Raw genomic sequence first — 17,933 nt, 5'->3', positions numbered from 1 at the left:
ACTCCACCCCGTCGAGCTCGAGGGGCACCCCGGGCGCCAAGGCCAGAACACCACGGCTCACAACCGGCTCCCTGAAGCCGCCGGACCACTTCCGCCGGCCCAGACCACGGAGCGGTCACCCAGGGGACCGGCCAGGTCGACACCCAGACGGCGATGCCAGAGCAAATGAACGGCCTCCGCCCGAGCCACGAGCGGCCATGGTGTCGAAGCGACCAGATCGCCGAACGACAGCGGCCCCCGCTCGGCCAGCTCCAGCAGCTGCGGCTGCAGGCCCAGCCGGTCAGACCTCGGTCTCCGCCGTGCCGAAAGCTCGTCCACCACGCTCAGAACGTGGGGCCGCCAGCCCGTCACCACGCTGTAGCGCCATCCGGCGCTCGCAGCGGCTTCCCGAGTCGCGGCAAACTTCACCAGGTCCTCGTCCCGGATCAGGCTGGCGGGCCGGACATCCAGAACCCACCTCCCGCCGTCGGGCATCACCGCCAGGAAGTCCGGAATGTGTGCCGAGCGGCCACCAACGTGCTCGAAATCCAACCGGAACGGCTGAGGCAGAACCTCCACTACCCCGACGAAGTCCAGCACCAGCAGCAGGGCGCGCTCCTCCAGCGACTCGAACCCATGCAGCCGGCCGGTGGAGACCATGGCCTCCAGTCCCGGTCGGTGCCGCTGCCTCGCCCGCCAGGTGAACCGGCGAACGGGCTGTGAGTCCAGCACCGGCACCGACCCCAGGTCCCTCACCGGCCAGACGACCTGGCTGCCATTGACCAGCCAGGTCGTCGTCCACCGCCGCGGCCAGGACTCATCGAGCACCAGGCCGCGGCGGCAGGCTGCATCGCCGGTGAACGGCGTGAACAGCTCCGCGAGGTCGCACTCATCCGAACGGATTCCAGGCCCGGTCCGCGTACTCACGAACCAACGACAGCACCTGACCGTGTGGCTTCGAGGCGGTGTCGGCGGCGGCTGAACCGTGACCCACTTTGGGCGGGTCAAAAGTGACTCAGGTGTCTTCTGTTGAGTGTTCAGTCGTTGTCGTGCGGGTCGGTGGGGATGCGGCCGAGTTCGCGTCCTCGCATGCGATACGAGTCGCCTTTGAGGGAGTGGACCTCGGCATGGTGGACCAGGCGGTCGATCATCGCGGCGGCGACGGTCTCGTCGCCGAAGACCTCTCCCCACCGTCCGAAGGGTTTGTTGCTGGTGACGATCACGGACGCGCGTTCGTATCTGTTCGAGACCAGCTGGAAGAACAGGTTCGCGGTCTCGGCCTCGAAGGGGATGTAGCCGACCTCGTCCACCACGATCAGCGGGTAGCGGCCCAGCCTGGTGAGCTCGTCGGCGAGGCGTCCGGCCTGGTGGGCGGCGCCGAGGCGGTCGACCCACTCGGCGGCGGTCGCGAACGCGACGCGGTGGCCGGCCTGGCAGGCCCTGACCGCGAGGCCGATGGCCAGGTGTGTCTTTCCCGTGCCCGGCGGGCCCAGAAAAATGGCGTTCTCTTTCCCCGCGATGAAGTCCAACGTTCCCAGATGCGCGAGCTGTTGGCGTGTCAGACCGCGCAAATGGGTGACATCGAGTTCCTCGATCGTTTTGACCGCGGGGAAGCGGGCGGCGCGTACTCGCGCCTCGCCGCCGTGCGATTCGCGGGCGGAGACCTCGCGCTGGAGGCAGGCGACGAGGTACTCAGCGTGTGTCCAGGACTCCTTGCGGGCCCGCTCCGCGAGCCGGCCCGCCGCGTCGAGGAGGGCCGGGGCCTTCATCGCCCGGGCGAGGAAGGCCAGGTCGGAAGCGGTCTGCTGGCCGGTCCGGCGGCCCGCCGCGGCACTCTTGCCGCTCGCTGCGACGGACTCATCGGTCGGGTCGATGTCATCGCCGGCGGCTATGACGGTGCGGGGCATCAGCTGGCCTCCCTGTCGTTGGCGCCGCCGTCGATGACGGTGAACAACCGGTCGTAGGTGCCCAGCTCGCGCTGTTCGACCTCGACGAGCGGACCGGCGCGGCCGTCGGACTGCGTGGCCGAAGCGGCGGCCTGGCCCTGGCGGGCGGTCTGCTGACGGTGGACTTCGCGCCGCATCACGATGCCGGTGGCGGCGTGGTCGGGGTCGGTGAGGGTCTGGTGGCGGGCCCAGCACCTGGGGTGCTGGGCGACGATCTCCCCGCCCGCGGCCAGGACGAGGACCTGGTCGTTGTCGGTCAGCACGGTCACCATCCGGCCGATCGCCGCCGGGTCGACGGAGTAGTCGCAGGTATCCACGCGGACGTAGTGGTCGCGGCCGAGCCGGATCTGGAACCGCCACCAGGACGGCGGGTCGACCGGCGGCAGCGCGAGCATCCCGGCCCTGTCCGCTTCCCAACGGTCGGTGGGCCGGGCCTGCAGAGTGCGGTGCTGGCGCCGGTTGGCGACCTTCAGCCACTCACCGAGCTGGGTGTTGAAGTCGTCGGGCCCGGCGAAGTGCCGGCCGGGCAGGAAACTCGTCTCCAGGTAACCATTAGCCCTCTCCACCAGGCCTTTCGCTTCTGGATCGCGGGGACGGCACAAATGGATCTTGGTGGAGAGTAGGCCCGCGAACGCCGCGAACTCGCCCGTCACCCGGCCCCGGCCCACCCCGGCCTCGTTGTCCCAGACGAGCATTTTGGGGACCGCGTTCCACTCGGCCAGCAGCCGCCAGTGCCCGTCGATCAGATCGCCGGTCCGTTTCGACGGCAACATTCGGGCGGCGATCACCCGCGAGTAGCCCGAGACCATCACCAAAACCGGCGGGTGACCGCTCTGCCCATACCCGAGCGGGATGTCCGCCTCCGGGAACCACAAGTCGCACTGGGCCAGCTCACCCGGCCGATAGACCGTCCGCGAGACCGGGTCGACCGGGGCATAGGCCGGCCGCAGCTCGCGCACCCTCTCCTTCAGGATCGTCATCCCGCGGTCCCAGCCGATCCGCTCGGCGATCACCGTCGCCGGCATCGACGGCGTCTGCCGCAACAGCTCGCGGATCTGCCCTTCCACCGCGTCGACCGCCGAGCCCTTCAGCGGTCTCTCGTACTTCGGCGGCCGGTCATGCGCCAGCGCCCGCTTCACCGTGTTCTTCGAGATGCCCAGCTGCCGGGCGATCGCCCGGATCGGCATCTGCTCAGCCCGGTGCAACCGACGGATCTCTGCCCAGTCCTCCACAAGGATCACCTCTTCCTCCTGACCTTGATCAACAAAGCCAGGATCAGACGAAGATCACCACATGAGTCAGTTTTGATACGCCGTCAGAGGGTCCGCGTTAGACCGTCGTCGAGAGGCGGAATCCCCGAACGAGACCCCCGCCGAGGCGACAATCACCCGTCAGAGGGGCCAGCTTGGCCAGACCTAGTTGCAGGTGACCGCGATCCGGTCGGCGTTCAGCGTGATCTGCTTGATTGCGACCTCGTTGCTCGAAGCGTCCAGGCTCGGACCTGTGATGCCCGTGGGGTAGGCGTTCGCCAGCGTCCAGGTGATGTAGAGGACCTCCCCGGACTCGTCGGTGAGGCTGATCGTGATGTCCTTCTTGTCGGCGGTGTTGCCGGTGTAGTTGTAGAGCCACTCGTAGAGGCTGGTCTTCCCTGGAAGGACGCACTCCGACAAGGTCACCGACGGCAGCTGGGCCCTGGTCATGAAGCGGAACAGGCCCCCCATGCCGTCCCGGTACTCGCCCGCTTCGAACTGCTGGTCCAGCCCACCCACACTCTTGGCGCGGATATCGGTCTCGCCGTCACCGTCAATGTCGATGGCGAACCGGAACGTAGGGACCGGGTAGTTCGACGCGATGAAGTCAGCCTCGTCAGCCATGCCGTGCTCCTGTCAGATGATCTCTGGTGGACAGGAGCATGATCGCGATTTTCCCTCCGCCTGGCAGGCAAATCACGGAAGAGCACAACCCGGATGGCCAATCTGCTAGTCGCCAGGCCGACCTGGCTGACTACTTCTCGTAGCCGGATAGCTGGCGTCGCCAACCAACGCTGACATTCGCCAGTTATCGCTGACGGTCACAAGCGGCGCTCTTCTCGCCCTAGTCTGGAGGCATGATTCCTGATTTTGTGGCAGATCTCCGGAATGTAGTCGGCCCCGACTGGCCGTTGTGGCTGCCAGGGGTGGTCGGAGTGGTCGTCGACGAGCAGCAGAGGGTGCTCCTGCAACAGCGGACTGCCGCGGGGCTGTGGACACCGTTGAGCGGGATCCTGGAGCCCGGCGAAGCACCGGCCGCTGCGGTAGTGCGGGAGGCAGCGGAGGAGACCGGTGTGCGGGTGGTGGTGGAGCGCCTGGTGGCGGTGACATCGTCCCCGCAGGTGCGGCACAGCAACGGTGACGTCGCGCAATACTTCGAGGTCGTGTTCGCCTGCCGCCCGGCAGAGGCGGGTCAGTCGCCCAGGGTTGGTGATGACGAGTCCTACAAGGTCGCCTGGTGGCGGCTGGACGCACTGCCGCCGATGACCGATCGGATGCGGGAGCTCATCGAACTGGTCGGCAAGAACGAGCCTCAGGCATGGTTCGCTCCGGCACCGTGACCACGCACCGAGGCTCCACGACGGAGGGAAGGGGCCGGGCTGGTCAGGCAGGGACGGCTCCTGTACGGATGGCGAACTCGCGCAGGCCCTGCACACGTGCCGGGCTGTAGAGCAGGCTCGATGTCAGTGCCCGCAGCGCCGGACGGCACACCTCCTGGGCCGCCTCCTCCTCGACGCGGCGCAGAGCAGCGAATGCCTCCTCGCCGTTGCCGAGCGCGTGCCACATGCGGGCCGTGTCCGTCCAGGCGCGGGCGCGGCGTTCGGGGGTCGGCATGAGGTCGATGTTCAGGCCTCGCGCGATCCCCACACCCTCGTCCGGGGTGCCGAGGGTGGTGTGAACGCCGATGCGGTAGACGGCGACCTGGGCCTTGGTGGCATCGACGGTGAAGAGACCGCTGGGAGCCGCCTGCGGGCGGCGCTCGACGGTCTCGTCGGCCTCGTCGAGCAGAGCGAGCGCGGTTGCCCGGTCGCCGCCAGCGGCTGCCGAGTACGCCGCAGTCAGCAGCAGAGTGGTCCGTACGGCTCCGGTGCGCCCTTCGGCAGGGTCGAGCACGGCTGCTTCGGCGGTGAGGAAGCGGACCGCGGAGGAGCAGCTGCCGGAGCGGCGCATGGTGATGGCCAGGACGCGGGCGGCTTCCCCGACGGGGACGGGCATCCCGCTAGCCCGGGCGGCGGCCAGAGCGCGATCAGCAGCGACCCACGCGGCGTCGGAATGCTGCTTCGCGGCGAGTTCGGAGGCCAGGACGTAGGCGCGGGCGAGGATGGCGTTGGCCTGTTGGCGGGCCCGTCCGGCGGACGCGTCCCTAGTCGCCTCCGCGGCGGAGAGCAGGCCGGGCAGCGAGTTGCCAAGGTCGTTGTAGCGGGCGGCGGTGAACGCCTCCCGCGCGGAGGCCGTCTGGTCGGCCAACACCCGCAGCGGGGCGGGGCCAGCGGGCGGGAGCCGGAACAGCACGTCGTCGAGGTCCGGGACCATGGTGGGCGAGGCAGCCGCCGTGCCCGTGCCGACGACGACGGCCGACGCTCCGGCAGCCAGCGCCCCCAGCATGTTCCTGCGACGCATCGCGTCCTCCTCGTCCGACATCGGTAGGGTCCCCACGGTAGCGATCAGCGGGTCCGCGAGGGCATGGAACCCGCTGACCTGCTCAGGTGGGATATGGAGTACCCGGGCCAAGAGCAGGCGGGTGTCGAGGTCCACGCGCATCCGGTTGCCTTCGATCCGCGAGATCGCCGACGCCGAGTAGCCGACAGCCTTGCCGACCTCAGCCTGTGTCAGATCCAGGGAGTGACGCGCATCGCGGAAGATCTTGCCTAAGTCACTCGTACTCGGGCCCATGGGTACCTCCAGTGCACCGACGGGGACGCACGACAGTACTGCCCGTCGTCGCGTGGCGACAGGGCGTGCGGATGCACACGGTATGCCGGTCCCGCACACCGTGTGCGGGACCGGCCAAATCCGATCCCGAACTGGCGCGGCACACACGACGGTTGCGGCAGCAGACGGACGGCACTCGGACTGCTTCGCTGCTCGACTCCTCAGCGGAGGCACCCTTTGAAGGTCTTGATCACCGGCGGCGCCGGCTTCATCGGCTCGGCCCTCACCCAGGCCCTGGCCGGGGCCGGACACACGGTCACCCCGCTGGACAACCTCTCGGTCACCACCCGGCGCCCGCGCCCGAAGGAGCTGATGGTCCGCGACGTCCAGTCGCTGACCGCCCGGGACCTGGACGGCGTGGACACGATCGTGCACCTGGCCGCCCTCAAGTCCGTCCCCGAGAGCTTCGAGATCGGCGGGTTCGAGCACAACGTCGCCGTCGACCGCCACATCTTGCACACCTTCGCCGCCTCGACCGCACGGCGGCTGCTCCTTGCCTCCTCGTGTGAGGTGTACGGCCAGCAGTCCGGCCCGCTCGCCGAGACCGCGCCGTACGCTCCCCGTTCCCCGTACGCGGCGGGCAAGGTCGCCACCGAGCAGCTGGTCGGCGTCTACCGGTCGCTCCTGGACGACGACCGCCAGATCGGCGTCGTCCGATTCTTCAACACCTTCGGGGCCTACGAGGACCCCGACGCCGTCGTACCCGCCTTCCTCTCTGCCGTCGCCGACGGCAGGCCGTTGACGATCGACGGCGACGGTACGCAGGCCCGGGACCTGACGTACATCGACGACTCCGTCACCATGCTCACCCGCATCCTGGACGCTCCCGCGCTGCTGCCCGTCGTCAACTGCGGCTCCGGCACGGCGATCTCCGTCCTCGACCTGGCCCGCGCCGTCATCCGCGCCGCTGGCTCCGGCACCATCACCCACACCGCCCCGCGGATCAACGAGATCGACTCGTTCACCGCCGACCTGAGCCTGTTCACGCGCATGTACGGGGCCGTCGACCGCATGCCCCTGGACGAGGCTCTGGCCGTGAGTCTCCGGAACGGCGCGCGCACCCTGACCCCGGCCTGACTCGGCCGATGAACGCCGCGAACTAGTCCCCGTGCTGCTCGCGGTCCCGCGCTCCGGCCGGGGCCGCGAGCAGCACTCCGTCACACCACCGGGGAAGGTACCCGTGAACGCTCAGATTCTGCTGTCGCCCCTCACCGACACCCGCGCCATCCGCGTCACCGGCGGCCACCGCCTGGAGGGCACCGTCGCAGTACAGGGCAGCAAGAACGTGGCCCTGCACCTGTACGCGGCCGCCGTGCTCGCCGACGAACCGCTGATCCTGACCGGGATCCCGCCCATCCTGGACACCCAGGTCTGCGCGGAGATCCTCACCAGCACGGGCACCACGGCCACGATCAGCGGCGACCGCTTCGAGGTCACGCCGGCCACCGCCTGGCAGCCGGTCATCCCGGACGAGCTCGGCAGGCGCATCCGCACGACCGCCGTCATGGCGGCCGGGCTCCTCGCCCGCGCGGGGCGAGTCCGGTTCCCCCTGCCGGGCGGCGATGCCTTCTGCCATCGCCGGATCGACCGGCACCTGGCTGCCATGGAAGCCGCCGGCGCCATCGTGGACGTCACCGACACCCATGTGGATGCCCGTTTCACCAGCGGGGGCCCGGCGCCGTTCACCACCGATGTGATGACGAAGGGCTGGGGGCCGAGCCTGGGGGCCACGGTCACCGCGATGCTGCTTGCGGCCCGCGCCCGCGGCACGTCCACCATCGTCAACCCCAACTCGGAGCCCGAAGTCCGGGCTACCGCTGCCCTGCTCGAAGCGGGCGGGGTCGGCATCGACTGGGAGGGCGCCACTGCCCTTCACGTCACCGGCACCGACTGCATCTCCGGCGGCACGGTCGAGGTCCCGCCGGACAGGCTGGAGGCCGCAACACTGGCCCTGGCCGCCGCCGTCACCGGAGGAACCGTCCTCCTCGACAACATTCCCGTCGCCGCGTTTCCCGCTGCTCTGGTGTCCATGCTTGCTGCAGCCGGAATCGCGCTGGCCCCGTCGCACGGCGGCACCCTCGCCCGTTGCCCCGCCGGCCCCCAACCAGTGCAGACGGTCACCGCCTCCGCGACTTGCACCGACGTCCAGCCCCAGCTGACCGCATTCCTCACCCAGGCCCCGGGCGTCTCCCGCATCGAGGAGCGGATCTATACCTCACGGGCCACCCACGTCAGCCCGCTGCGCGAGTTCGGCGCCGCCGTCACCGCCGACGGCCCGACCATCACCGTGCACGGCCCGTCCCCTCTCACCGCAGCCCGCGTGGTCGGCCAGGACATCCGGGCCGCCGCCGCCCTCGTGATCGCCGCCCTCGCGGCCAAGGGCACCTCGACCCTCGGCGGCATTTACCACCTGGACCGCGGTTACGGCGACCTGTTGCCAAAGCTCGTGGTGCTCGGTGCCGCGTTGGAGGTCGTACTCGAGTAGGCGGCCGAGACAGCCGAAATCGCCGCGCACTCCAGCGCCTTCAGGCTGCGGACCAATACCCGACCCGGGCATGAGCGTGCCCCGCCGACGGGGGAGGCGGCGGGGCACAGACCGATCGTATCGGGCGAGTCCGACTCTTCCCGTTTCTCTTCTGAATACGGGCTATCTGAGGCCCCGGGCTCCGTGGGCTGACGGTCCCAGTGGTTATCGCCAGCTCGGCTGGCCGTCGCCACACAGAGATCACGGTCCGGACGCGGTCCCTTGCCGTGGTTCCTCAGGAGGCGGTGCCGCTCCCGGGCCGCCGGGTGCCGGGTTCAAGCGGAGCCACGCCGCTAGCGCGGCCTGGAGGTCCATGACCTCTCGATGGGTGAGAACCTCGCCGCTGGGGCCGACATGAAGGCGTACGCCCTGAGCGGTGATCCTCCACCCGACGGTGCGTCGCGCCGGCGAGCTGATGGCAGAGCCGCGGGCAAGGACTCGCAGCGCCTCACTGGCTCGGGGCGGGAGAGGTGGCAACGCCTGTCCACCAGGAACCGGGCGCAGGGGCCGTGAAGGAATGCCGATGGCCTCATAGAAGGAGCGGATCGCGTCATCGAGGGAGTTCGGGATGGAAGGGGCCAGGCCGACGAAATCCTGGATCAGCTCCGGATGCGCGGCTGGCGCGTTCGCCCCGTACGGATAGGAGTGCAGGGGGTATTCGTTGGTCTCCAACTGCACGCAGGCGGGCGGGACGAGTACACGGCTGTAGCCCTGACTGACCAGGGTTCTGTGGATCTTCCGGAGCTTCTTGGCCTGCGAGGGCACCGGATGAGGGTCCACGTAGGGAGGCACGTCGGGCCTGGTGGGCTTGGGTGCCAAGCCCATCGGCCCGTTGCAGCGATGCAGGACGCCGGCCTCGGTCAGCACGACGGTTGCCTGCCGACCTCGCTTGTCGCAGCCGAGGCGGAATCCGACCACGGTCGTCGCCATGAGCTCTCCCTAGAGGCGTTCCCGGTCGACGCCGTCCGTTGTTCTTGCTCCGGCAGCTAGGGGACCGCGGTGAACGGCGGCACCGCGTTCGACTGCAGGTGCTTGAGCCCGCACAAGCAGGTAGTCCCCGAGACCGTCGGGGAGCTGATCGGAAGTCCAGTGGTGCACCCATGCTGCGAGTGCGGCGGAATCGGAACGCAGCTCGTCCATGCCGTCGAGGGAGCCGAGTTCTTGCATGTGGAGAGGACCGTGCTCGCTCGCCAGTGTGTAGGTGGCGACCTGGAGAGCGCCGGTGACCCCGTCCGTCACGACTCCTCTCGGCGCAGTCAACTCGATGCCGAGGTCGTAGTCGTGGCCGTGCGGTTTGTGGCAGGGATGCCAGCTCGGCAGAAGCGGGAGCTGGTGGTACGCAGCCACGGTCAGGCGATGTCCGCTGGTGAGAGTGCCCACCGATCCCCCTCGAACTTGATGACGCTCACTGCTGGTTCCGAGTCTGCCAGCCGAAAGCCGTGCACATCAGGCGTTCCGCTGACCCAGAGCACGGGGCGTGGCGGCGCGAGGCAGCGCGCCGGAGCGGTTCGGTGCGGGTCAGGGGGGAGCCTGCCCCGATCTCCCTCGTCGGCGGGGCTTCATTCCAGTGGGATACGTACTGGCGGAGCATGGTGAGGACCAGGAGCCAGCGCGCAGGCCCGGCCGCTCGCTCACGCTGCGACCGCCCAGGCCTGGGCGCGAGCTTCCCTCCGCAACTCCACGAGAGCGGCGTAGGAGTGGCCGGGCTCGGTCCAGTAGGGGTGGGAGTACAGGTCGCGCAGTGCCTGGATGAGCTCGTGCCGTAGAGCGGTGGTTCCGCGGATCGGAGGCTGCTGGGCCAGGGCCGCGTAGGTCCGGATCACGTGGATCTGGGCTGCCAGAAGATCATCGGGAAAGGTGGTTCGCGCCATGCCGAAATTAGGCCACCTGTTCGATTTCGCGCGCAAGTCGATCTCAGGCTTCACGGCCTGGAGCATTTGTTCGGGTGGATGCCCATGCGGGGTGTCGGCCGTGGCGCGACGCCGGGGAGGGTCCGAGTTGCCCGGCCGTCACAGCTTAGGCGCGACGCGGCCGGTGCGGCGTCGTTGTTCCGCTGTGAACATCGACTCGAATCAGGCGGGTCTCATCCGCATTGAGATCACGGCGGCGGACTTCGACGCCGTCCAGGCGGCAGCGGAGCGGATCTCCACGCTCTGGCTCTCTAGCTCGACTCCGCCCCGGAGGGTTCCGGGCGAGGAGGGGGTCCATGTGACCGTCCACGCGGACATGGGCCGCAGCGCGGCGGAGGGCGGCTACCTTGAGCCACCCCCCGACGGGGACTACGTCATGGGTTGAGTGCCCACCCCGGGGATCGAACCCGGAACTCTGCGGCCGATATCCCTGGGGCCGGTACCGCGCACCTCTGCCAGTTGGGTCAGGTGGGCTTGAACGGATGGGTCTAGGTTGCCGTCTGGGGGCCGACGTATCGCGCCCAGACGTCCGTGCCCTGGGATCGTGCTTCGTAGGCGCCCGCCGGGCGGAACGAGGAGTGCAGGCCGGCGCGGATGCGGTAGGCGAGGTTCGCCGCCCGGCTGGTCGAGTCGCGTGCGTCCACGTGTGCCCACTCGCCGTGGCGGTCTCGCAGCGACTGCGCGGCGGTGTCGGCGTCCGAGTTCCGGGAGGGCATGGGCTCGAAGCGGGCGTGCATCAGCGGGTGGCTCCGTTCACGTAGGGCGCCTCGGCGAGCTGGCGAATGCGGGCGGCCGTGGCCCACTGGCTGTCGGAGAGGTCCTCGCACAGCCGGTTGGCGAGTGCCGCGATCTCCGAGAGGGCCTGCTCCATGGTGGGGGCAAGGGCGGGGACCGGCCGGGTGTGGATGGAGCCTCGGGAGGCCGCGGGGGTGTAGGGCATCAGGCGGTCCATCAGCGGTTGTTGCAGCGGCAGGTGTTGGTGATGACGTTGAACCAGCTGTCGCAGGAGTTGCACCAGGTCGAGCCGGGGGCCGGGGCGGAATCGGGGTCGTGGTCCATGGTGCTCTTCCTGGTCAGAACGTGTCGGGGAGGGTGGCGCGTGGGCCGTTGGGCGCCAGGGTGGCGACGATGAGCGCGAGGTCGCGTGGTCGCCACAGGGCGGCTTCGAATCCGCAGGCCGCCAGGTGTGTCAGCCACTCGCGTTGGGCCGGGCGAACCTTGCCGGTGTCGGTCTTCAGCTCGACGAACAGAGTGCGTCGGGTCAGTGGGTGCCCGTAAACCTCGTCCGGCCAACCGGCGTCACTTCGCCGCGAGTTGTGCGTGTGGTAGGCGAGGGCCCAGCCGCGGAGCTGAGCCAGCTCCCTCACGCGGCGACGGAACTGTTCTTCGGTCACAGCGTGCTCGGGGTGGGCCGGTAGGTCCAGTTCGATATCGCTGCCTCGAGGACGGCGCAGTGCTCGGCAGCCTTCGGGTCCGGCTGCGGCGTGTAGACGAGTGCCGGCCGGGGGTTGGTCCGGCGGTGCCGGTCCTTGAGGACCGCTTCGACGGTGTACCGCTCGCTGACGAGTTCTGCGAGGGGGTGACCGTACTGCTCCATGGCCTGTGCCTCTTCGAGGTCGTCGTAGGTCGTGGTCGTAGGCATCTGCTTCTCCGTGGGTGTGGCCGGGACCCGCAGTGGGGGCGGGTCCCGGCCGGAGGGGGTGGCTCGTATCTGACGAGCCGGTCCGGGCGGGCTGGGCGCGGGGTGTCGCTGCCCGTCCGGAGGTGGGTGGGTATCGGGCCGTGCCTGTGGCCTGATGCGCAGGACCGTAACACGATTTTGTGTAGTGGCCTATTTGTTGCGCGTCAGTCCACTTCGATCACGTCGCCCGGGTCGTAGAACTGCGGCTTGCTCAGACCGCTCCAGGTGACGGCCACGAGGCGCTCGCCGGTGAAGGGATCCGTGGCGTGACCGGAAACCTCGCCGAGCAGGTGGGAGAGGCCGTTGGGTCCGGTGCGGGCCGGGGTGACGACGGTTCCGACTTCGTATTCCACGTGCTTCAGCCCTTCTGTTCACGGGTGTTGGCGATGAGGTCCAGGCCGCGGCCACATTCGGCGGTGACGGGCTCCTGGAAGGAGAAGCCGCCGCCCTGCCCTTCGAGGTCGGTGGCGGTCCAGTCGCCGGGGCCGCCGGCGCCGGGCCGTTCGAAGTGCTGGACGTCGCCCGAGCCGAGCGTGATGGCCAGGCGCAGGCCGCCGGATCCGGTCGGTGTGACGCCGAACCGACTGCCGGTCGTGAGGGCTTCCTGCGTGAGGGTGTCGCCTAGGTTCACGGAAATCTCCTGAATAAGTAGTGGCCTATTTTGTGGTCAGTAGAGGGCGCTGAAGCCGTCGCAGAGGCTGCACGTGTCGTCGGTGGCTGGGTTCACGCCGTCGTCGCATGCCGGGCAGTCGAGGCGGCGTCCGATGCCGTGGCACTCGGCGCACTCGCGGTCGACCTCGTGGGGTCCGTGCAGGTAGGTCTCCGTGCCGGACCCTTCGCAGCTGTCGCACTCGGGTGCGTCCCTGTCGTAGACGTCGGCGCAGCGGATCGGGGTGTACGTGGGCACGGAGGGCTCCTCTCTGTGTGAGGCGCTCACCGCCTCCCTGATACCTCTATTCTACTATCTATCTAGGGGGTGTCCAGCTCCTCCACTGCCCAAGCTGCTTACCGGCGCACGTGCTTCAGCAGTGCCGAGCCCACGCCGTCGACCCGCTCGCTAGTCCACTGCGATCCGGACAGGCTCAGCCGAACCACCTGCCTGTCCGCCTCCAGTAGCCGTACCGCAGCTGAGCCTGCCGCCGAGTAGATCAACCTCCAAGCCCCCTCTGCGGCGGGACGCTGCAGCCGGTCACCGTCCACCTGGGCGGGCTGCTTGTCCACCTGTCCCGGTATCTGGTGACTGATCGCGTTGAGTAGCTGTGCATCGTGACGGCATCCTCCGGAGCAGACCATCAGGCACGCCCGGGTGCTGTCGGCGAGCATCGCGTGCCGGACATCGGTCCCCACGGCCCGGCTGCGGATCTCCACGTGAGGGGCGGGAACGTGGCTGCTGCGCTCCATCCAGAACCCCTCTCCCACTTCGTCGCGGTGTCGGCGTCCGAGCTCCCAGCCCTCCAGGCGCGACAGCTCCGGCCACGTCCACAGCTGGCCGCCGTTCTGGAAGTCGGCGGAGTGGGGCCGGTCGGTCATCCACAGCTGTGTACGTGGACCGACCCGCAAGGCTGCACCGTCGCTGTACGAGGTCTCGATGCGCACGAGGACTCGGTGCGCATCGAAGTTGACTGACCGCCTCGGGGGATGGGTGAGGACCGGGCAGTCGCCGCACAGTCCGTCAGGGCGTGAGCAGGTTCCGAAGCCTCCCCAGCGTGCCCGCCTGGTGTCCAGGCTCTCGAACAGGGTGGCGTACGACCGGGGGCGCAGCGCGCACTGGGCTTCGGCCGGCCACATGTGCGCGTTGAGGCTCAGCCGGTTGAAGCCCTTGCCGTCTGCGGGCCGCACCGGCAGGGGCGCGGGCAGAAAGATAGGCATCAGAACAGTTCCTCCTGTCCTTCGGTCTCCCCCGGATTCGACCGGGTCGGGCGTGCTGCTCTCGTCGGGGGCTCCTCACCGAACAGGGCCTGTGTCCCGTGCCGGTCCGGCGCGGCGTAGATCCGTTCGGGCCCGGTGCCGACCGGCAAGGTGATCGGGGCTCCGGCGTCGAAGTCGCCATGGTTCATGGTCGTCCAGTCCTGGCCTGCGGCCGGCTGCGTGGTCAAGGTGGTCTCCTTCGCTTCCCTGGCGGCGCATGCCGCTGAAGAGGGCGGTGGGCTACGAGGTCTTCGGGCGGTGGGTGAAGGGCTGGAGGCCCGAAGCGACGGTGAGCACGGCGCACACGTACTCCTCGCGCCGATGGAACAGGGCGGCGATCGGTGCGGGCGACCAGCCCTCTGCGGCGAGGCTGAGGATCATCCCGGAGGCGGCGCGCGACGACATGCCCGGAGGTCGGAGGCAGGTGTCCGTGTCGACCTGTGCGAGGCGGTTGACCAGCTGCGGGCTCCAGCCCTGCCGGGTCAGGCGCTCCAGCATGGCGGCGGCTCCGGCCGGCTGCGGGTGAGGAGGGAACATCGTCTTGTCTCCCAAGGGGTCGGTGGTTCGAGGTGCGGGTGCTGATCGGCTGGGGGAGGCGGGGCGGGGCCCGCAGGCCCCGCCCCTGCTCGCCATCAGGCGGCGGCCGTCTCCGGCTCGCCGGTCTCCGTGGCCTCGGGGTTGACCGCGATCAGCTCGGCGGCCTCGGCGTGCGCCTTGGCCTGCTTGAGCTGCCAGCGGGCCTTCGTCAGGGAATCCGCCACCCGGTCGAGCTGGTCCAGGCGGGCGCCGACCTGACCCTCAAGGGCCTGCGCCAGCTTGATCGGGTCGGTCTTGGCGATCTCGTCGAGCATCGCGCGGACCTGCTCGATCTTGTCGAGCGTGCCCTTGGTCTTCTTCTGGGTAGCGGCGCGCTGCTCGCGCTGCTCGTCGGTCAGGTCCTCCGTGATCATCAGGACGGCCTGGTCCTGCTGCTGCTTCATGGCGAAGGCGAAGTGCACGATCTCGTTGTCTGCCTTGAACTCCCCGCGAGTGAACTTGCCGAGGAGTGCCCCCTGGTTGGCGAGGCTGAGCGCGGCGATCTGTACGGCGGCCGCCGTGCCGATCGCGCCGTCCTGTACAAGCTTCTGGAACTCGATGCGCAGGTCCAGCAGCGCGAGGCGGAGCTTGACGTAGGCGGTGGTCTTGCCGAAGTCGGCGGCCACGGTGGCGATGGTGGCGCCGTCCTCCTCGTCCAGGATTCGCTGGTAGCCGTTGGCCTCCTCGAAGGGGGTCATGTCCTCGCGGTTGACGTTCTCCGACATGGACCGCTTGAAGCGGCGCAGCTCGTTCTTCTCCGAGATGATGCTGACCTTGACGGTGGACTTGCCGAGCGAGGTCAGGGCGCGGAAGCGGCGCTCGCCCGAGATGATCTGGTAGCCGCCCTTCTCGTTGTCGGGGGCGACCTCGATCGGGGAGATCTGGCCGTAGGCCTCGATGGAGGTGGCGAGCTCGCGGATGGCCTCCTCGTTGAAGTACTCGCGGGGCTGGTTCGGGTTCGGGCGGACCTGGGTCATCTTCACGGTGCGGTAGGTCATTTCAGGCTCCAAGAGGTGTTTGGCTTTGGGCTTCCCTGCCCTTGCTTATACCTGAATTCTACTATGGCTGAGGGGAGTGTCCAGCCCCCGAGGGTGAGGGTGGAATGACCTAGGTCACATCGGAGCGGGGCCGTGAGCTGGGAAAACGCCGAGGGGCGCCGGATCTCTCCGGCGCCCCTCGGCCCCCCTCCTCATGCCGCGAGCGCGCGACCCCCGTCCACGCGCTCACGCCACTGCCGCACCTCAGGCGGCGCACCCGCCATCAGCGCGGAGGCGCACTGAACGTGCAGCGGGCAGGCGGAGCACAGGGCCTTCGCGGCCCGGCCGGCTCCCGCCCTGCGCCCCGCGTCACGGCAGGCGCCTTCACTCCAGGCGATCGGCATCGCCAGGAGGTCGTCCTCGTAGTCGAGATGGCCCAGCAGGCGCAGCGCGTCCGAGGCGTTGCCCAGTGGGCCGTCGGCCCCGCCTGGTCGCGGCTGCTGCGACAGCGCGATGATGCGCTGTACGTCGATCACGAGTCCCCCAAAGTCGTTCGAGGCGCGCGAGGTTTCGCCTCGGCCGCCCCGTGCCCCAGCGCGCCATGTCCCCGGCGTGCCGTTGATCGTGTGCTGCCCGAAGCCCGGCGGGATCTGCCGCCGGCCAGCAGGCGAATGCGCGTTCCGGCCCGCCTGTGCGGGCTGCTTGTGGCGGCCGTGGTGCACAGGTGTGGGCAGGGGTCGAAGAAGAAGTTGCGTCGCGAGGCCCCGGAGGCACGGGGCCGCGGATGCCGCCTTTGGCCTCAGTCCCGTAAAGCGGCGTCGGGCGTTGGTTGCTGCACGTTCTCTCCGGGGTCGAGTCCAGGGCTGAGGCCTGGACGAGTGCGGTGTCACCCCTGGTCAGTGGAGCGGCGCACGGTGGAGCGTACGAAGCGGAAGCCCCTGGGCGAGGTCGTCAGAACATACGCAGTCCACTCCCAGGCGTGTCAAATCAACGAGACATGGGCGAGGGGTGGGCTGGTCGGCTGCGTAAAGCGGACGAGATAGGATCTCGGTTTCCGGTAAGCGACAGCCCCGAGGGGCGAGGAGTAGTGATAGAAGCCATGGGCGACCGCGCTCACATTGGCGAAGGCTTCATGGCCCGGAGGCTCGCTCACCTGATCGCGGAGCTGCACCCAGCCGGGCGGGGCCCGTATACGCCCCGGGAGATCGAGGACCTCATCAAGAGGTCGGCCGGGCCGGGCGATCCGACGGTGACGCACGCCACCATCGCGAACATCCGAACCGGCAAGGTCACCAACCCAAGCCTCGACTCGATGAGGGCGCTCGCGAAGTTCTTCGGCGTCTCGACCAGCTACTTCGTGGACGAAGAGGTGGCGGAGGCCACCGACCGCCGGATGCGCGAGATCAAGGAAGGCGTCGAGCTCGCGAAGGCCAGCGACGACCTCGCCGAGGTTCTGGAGGACGGCCACGTCCGGGCCATCGCATTCCGCCTGCGAGGCCTATCAGCCAAGACCCTCAAGGGAATTCAGGGGATGGTCGAGGGCGCCCGCGATCTTGAAGGACTCCCCGTTGTCGACGAGAAGCCCGGCCGCAGGCGCAAAAAGTGATCTTGCCCGAAGGGCCCGCCGTCTCACCGTCTATTTCACCCAGTGAAATACGTTCAGTGGTCCAGTCCAATGGCGATACCCTTGCGCACGACGCCGAGGAAATTCCCGGCTCTGTCAGCAGGCGCCCGGGGAGGTCCGGCCAGTGCAGGCCGGAAAGCGGGGGCGCGAACCATGTGGTGGAAGCGGCTGGAGAGCACGACGGGTGACCCGCTCAAGAAGCTCGTCGCCCGCCTGAGCATCCCCACCCCCTTCGACCTCGAAGCGTTCTGCGAGGCCGTCGCCGAAGACCGCGGTCGGCCCCTGTTCCTCCAGCAGCTCGACGACTCGAACCCGGACCTGCCATGCGGCCTGTGGATGAGCCTTGATGCCTTCGACCTGGTCTTCTACCAGCCTGCGGCCAGCGCCATCCTGCGCCGGCAGATCGTCCTCCACGAGATTTCGCACATGCTGCTCGGCCACGTCGGCCCGCACTTCGACACCCTGAGCGGCCCAGAGGGCGACGGCGAGCTGCCCGCCGGATTCCCCGCGAACCCGTTCGCCGCGCACACCGAGAAGTTCGGACGCAGCGAACCCGACCTGCCGGTCTCCGAGTTCATGCGCGCCCACGCTGCCCGGGTACGCGCCCAGCTCGCCAAGACGACCGCAGAGGACGAGGAATTGGGGATTTCCCCCAGCGCAATGGCCGCCCTCCTCGGCCGAACGAAATACTCCGGGCCGCAGGAATCAGATGCGGAGACCTTGGCCACTCTCATTCACGAGAAGGCCAGCCGCACCGAGGCGCGGTCACGGACGGCCGAAGGCGCAGACGTTCTCGAACGACTCAGCGACGCCTTCGGACACCCCACCCAGTAAGAAAGTCTGACC

At 69.0% G+C, this 17,933-nt stretch carries 26 protein-coding genes and 1 pseudogene; 6 read left to right on the top strand and 21 right to left on the bottom strand.

Features of this window, described 5'->3' with window-relative positions; genetic code table 11:
* Positions 1-57 precede the first annotated feature (57 nt).
* The 4 genes from AC3IYI_RS16945 to AC3IYI_RS16930 all read right to left on the bottom strand — a co-directional run bounded on the left by AC3IYI_RS16945 (position 58) and on the right by AC3IYI_RS16930 (position 3,799).
* Positions 58-906, bottom strand: coding sequence for a TnsA-like heteromeric transposase endonuclease subunit (locus AC3IYI_RS16945; RefSeq protein ID WP_489410961.1), 849 nt, complete (start codon positions 904-906; stop codon positions 58-60).
* A gap of 110 nt (positions 907-1,016) precedes the next feature.
* Positions 1,017-1,886, bottom strand: a complete 870-nt coding sequence (gene istB, locus AC3IYI_RS16940; RefSeq protein ID WP_489410960.1) for an IS21-like element helper ATPase IstB — start codon at positions 1,884-1,886, stop codon at positions 1,017-1,019.
* Positions 1,886-3,166, bottom strand: coding sequence for an IS21 family transposase (istA, locus tag AC3IYI_RS16935; protein ID WP_489410959.1), 1,281 nt, complete (start codon positions 3,164-3,166; stop codon positions 1,886-1,888). Before istA ends, istB begins: the two co-directional genes overlap by 1 nt.
* Before the next feature lie 174 nt (positions 3,167-3,340).
* Entirely contained in the window at positions 3,341-3,799 is a 459-nt protein-coding gene (locus tag AC3IYI_RS16930) for a phage tail protein (protein WP_489410958.1), read from the bottom strand.
* Positions 3,800-4,110: 311 nt separating this feature from the next.
* On the opposite strand from AC3IYI_RS16930, the gene AC3IYI_RS16925 reads away from it, so the two are divergent.
* Positions 4,111-4,515, top strand: a complete 405-nt coding sequence (locus AC3IYI_RS16925; protein ID WP_489410957.1) for an NUDIX domain-containing protein — start codon at positions 4,111-4,113, stop codon at positions 4,513-4,515.
* A gap of 43 nt (positions 4,516-4,558) precedes the next feature.
* On the opposite strand, the gene AC3IYI_RS16920 is transcribed toward AC3IYI_RS16925, so the two are convergent.
* Positions 4,559-5,575 (bottom strand): XRE family transcriptional regulator, encoded by a 1,017-nt coding sequence (locus AC3IYI_RS16920; RefSeq protein WP_489411564.1) that lies wholly within the window; start codon positions 5,573-5,575, stop codon positions 4,559-4,561.
* A gap of 135 nt (positions 5,576-5,710) precedes the next feature.
* Positions 5,711-5,848: pseudogene (locus AC3IYI_RS16915) on the bottom strand (helix-turn-helix domain-containing protein); the annotation flags it as partial.
* A 216-nt stretch (positions 5,849-6,064) separates the two neighbouring features.
* On the opposite strand from AC3IYI_RS16915, the gene AC3IYI_RS16910 reads away from it, so the two are divergent.
* Both AC3IYI_RS16910 and AC3IYI_RS16905 read left to right on the top strand, forming a co-directional pair.
* On the top strand, positions 6,065-6,964 hold the full coding sequence (locus AC3IYI_RS16910) for an NAD-dependent epimerase/dehydratase family protein (RefSeq protein WP_489410956.1): 900 nt from the start codon (positions 6,065-6,067) through the stop codon (positions 6,962-6,964).
* Positions 6,965-7,067: 103 nt separating this feature from the next.
* Positions 7,068-8,372 carry a UDP-N-acetylglucosamine 1-carboxyvinyltransferase gene (locus AC3IYI_RS16905; RefSeq protein ID WP_489410955.1) on the top strand — a complete coding sequence of 435 codons (1,305 nt, stop codon included), beginning with the start codon at positions 7,068-7,070 and terminating at the stop codon, positions 8,370-8,372.
* 240 nt (positions 8,373-8,612) lie between these two features.
* Here AC3IYI_RS16905 and AC3IYI_RS16900 read toward each other — a convergent pair whose 3' ends face one another.
* The 3 genes from AC3IYI_RS16900 to AC3IYI_RS16890 form a co-directional block, all read right to left on the bottom strand.
* Positions 8,613-9,341, bottom strand: coding sequence for a hypothetical protein (locus tag AC3IYI_RS16900; protein ID WP_489410954.1), 729 nt, complete (start codon positions 9,339-9,341; stop codon positions 8,613-8,615).
* Positions 9,342-9,350: 9 nt separating this feature from the next.
* Positions 9,351-9,791 (bottom strand): 6-carboxytetrahydropterin synthase, encoded by a 441-nt coding sequence (locus AC3IYI_RS16895; RefSeq protein WP_489410953.1) that lies wholly within the window; start codon positions 9,789-9,791, stop codon positions 9,351-9,353.
* Between the two features lie 251 nt (positions 9,792-10,042).
* Entirely contained in the window at positions 10,043-10,282 is a 240-nt protein-coding gene (locus tag AC3IYI_RS16890) for a hypothetical protein (protein ID WP_489410952.1), read from the bottom strand.
* Between the two features lie 184 nt (positions 10,283-10,466).
* Between AC3IYI_RS16890 and AC3IYI_RS16885 the strand changes: the two genes are divergently transcribed.
* Entirely contained in the window at positions 10,467-10,706 is a 240-nt protein-coding gene (locus tag AC3IYI_RS16885; RefSeq protein WP_489410951.1) for a DUF6207 family protein, read from the top strand.
* 103 nt (positions 10,707-10,809) lie between these two features.
* Here the strand turns inward: AC3IYI_RS16885 and AC3IYI_RS16880 are convergent, their stop codons facing one another.
* From AC3IYI_RS16880 to AC3IYI_RS16825, 12 genes are all read right to left on the bottom strand, one after another.
* On the bottom strand, positions 10,810-11,058 hold the full coding sequence (locus AC3IYI_RS16880; protein ID WP_489410950.1) for a hypothetical protein: 249 nt from the start codon (positions 11,056-11,058) through the stop codon (positions 10,810-10,812).
* The gene (locus AC3IYI_RS16875) at positions 11,058-11,261 is read right to left on the bottom strand and encodes a hypothetical protein (protein ID WP_489410949.1); all 204 of its coding nucleotides are present in this window, start codon (positions 11,259-11,261) and stop codon (positions 11,058-11,060) included. Before AC3IYI_RS16875 ends, AC3IYI_RS16880 begins: the two co-directional genes overlap by 1 nt.
* Positions 11,262-11,394: 133 nt before the next feature.
* Positions 11,395-11,688 (bottom strand): VRR-NUC domain-containing protein, encoded by a 294-nt coding sequence (locus AC3IYI_RS16870; RefSeq protein ID WP_489410948.1) that lies wholly within the window; start codon positions 11,686-11,688, stop codon positions 11,395-11,397.
* A 23-nt stretch (positions 11,689-11,711) separates the two neighbouring features.
* Complete coding sequence (locus tag AC3IYI_RS16865; protein WP_489410947.1) at positions 11,712-11,963, bottom strand: hypothetical protein; 252 nt, start codon at positions 11,961-11,963, stop codon at positions 11,712-11,714.
* Between the two features lie 203 nt (positions 11,964-12,166).
* Positions 12,167-12,355 carry a hypothetical protein gene (locus AC3IYI_RS16860; protein WP_489402049.1) on the bottom strand — a complete coding sequence of 63 codons (189 nt, stop codon included), beginning with the start codon at positions 12,353-12,355 and terminating at the stop codon, positions 12,167-12,169.
* Positions 12,356-12,360: 5 nt separating this feature from the next.
* Entirely contained in the window at positions 12,361-12,633 is a 273-nt protein-coding gene (locus AC3IYI_RS16855; protein WP_489410946.1) for a hypothetical protein, read from the bottom strand.
* A gap of 36 nt (positions 12,634-12,669) precedes the next feature.
* Positions 12,670-12,909 carry a hypothetical protein gene (locus AC3IYI_RS16850; RefSeq protein ID WP_489410945.1) on the bottom strand — a complete coding sequence of 80 codons (240 nt, stop codon included), beginning with the start codon at positions 12,907-12,909 and terminating at the stop codon, positions 12,670-12,672.
* 98 nt (positions 12,910-13,007) lie between these two features.
* Entirely contained in the window at positions 13,008-13,871 is an 864-nt protein-coding gene (locus AC3IYI_RS16845) for a hypothetical protein (protein WP_489410944.1), read from the bottom strand.
* Entirely contained in the window at positions 13,871-14,098 is a 228-nt protein-coding gene (locus AC3IYI_RS16840) for a hypothetical protein (RefSeq protein ID WP_489410943.1), read from the bottom strand. Before AC3IYI_RS16840 ends, AC3IYI_RS16845 begins: the two co-directional genes overlap by 1 nt.
* Positions 14,099-14,150: 52 nt before the next feature.
* Positions 14,151-14,447, bottom strand: coding sequence for a hypothetical protein (locus AC3IYI_RS16835; RefSeq protein WP_489410942.1), 297 nt, complete (start codon positions 14,445-14,447; stop codon positions 14,151-14,153).
* Between the two features lie 95 nt (positions 14,448-14,542).
* Entirely contained in the window at positions 14,543-15,484 is a 942-nt protein-coding gene (locus AC3IYI_RS16830; RefSeq protein WP_489402042.1) for a ParB/RepB/Spo0J family partition protein, read from the bottom strand.
* A gap of 191 nt (positions 15,485-15,675) precedes the next feature.
* Positions 15,676-15,999: a hypothetical protein gene (locus tag AC3IYI_RS16825; RefSeq protein WP_489410941.1), complete on the bottom strand. Its 324-nt coding sequence runs from the start codon at positions 15,997-15,999 to the stop codon at positions 15,676-15,678.
* A 563-nt stretch (positions 16,000-16,562) separates the two neighbouring features.
* On the opposite strand from AC3IYI_RS16825, the gene AC3IYI_RS16820 reads away from it, so the two are divergent.
* Together AC3IYI_RS16820 and AC3IYI_RS16815 are read left to right on the top strand one after the other, a co-directional pair.
* Positions 16,563-17,069, top strand: a complete 507-nt coding sequence (locus AC3IYI_RS16820; protein WP_489410940.1) for a helix-turn-helix domain-containing protein — start codon at positions 16,563-16,565, stop codon at positions 17,067-17,069.
* Positions 17,070-17,240: 171 nt separating this feature from the next.
* Positions 17,241-17,921 carry a hypothetical protein gene (locus AC3IYI_RS16815; protein ID WP_489410939.1) on the top strand — a complete coding sequence of 227 codons (681 nt, stop codon included), beginning with the start codon at positions 17,241-17,243 and terminating at the stop codon, positions 17,919-17,921.
* Positions 17,922-17,933 lie beyond the last annotated feature (12 nt).

The organism is Streptomyces sp. GL_148 (assembly GCF_057834205.1).
Note: the sequence above shows the minus strand (reverse complement) of the source record. Positions and strands in the feature narration are given on the sequence as shown.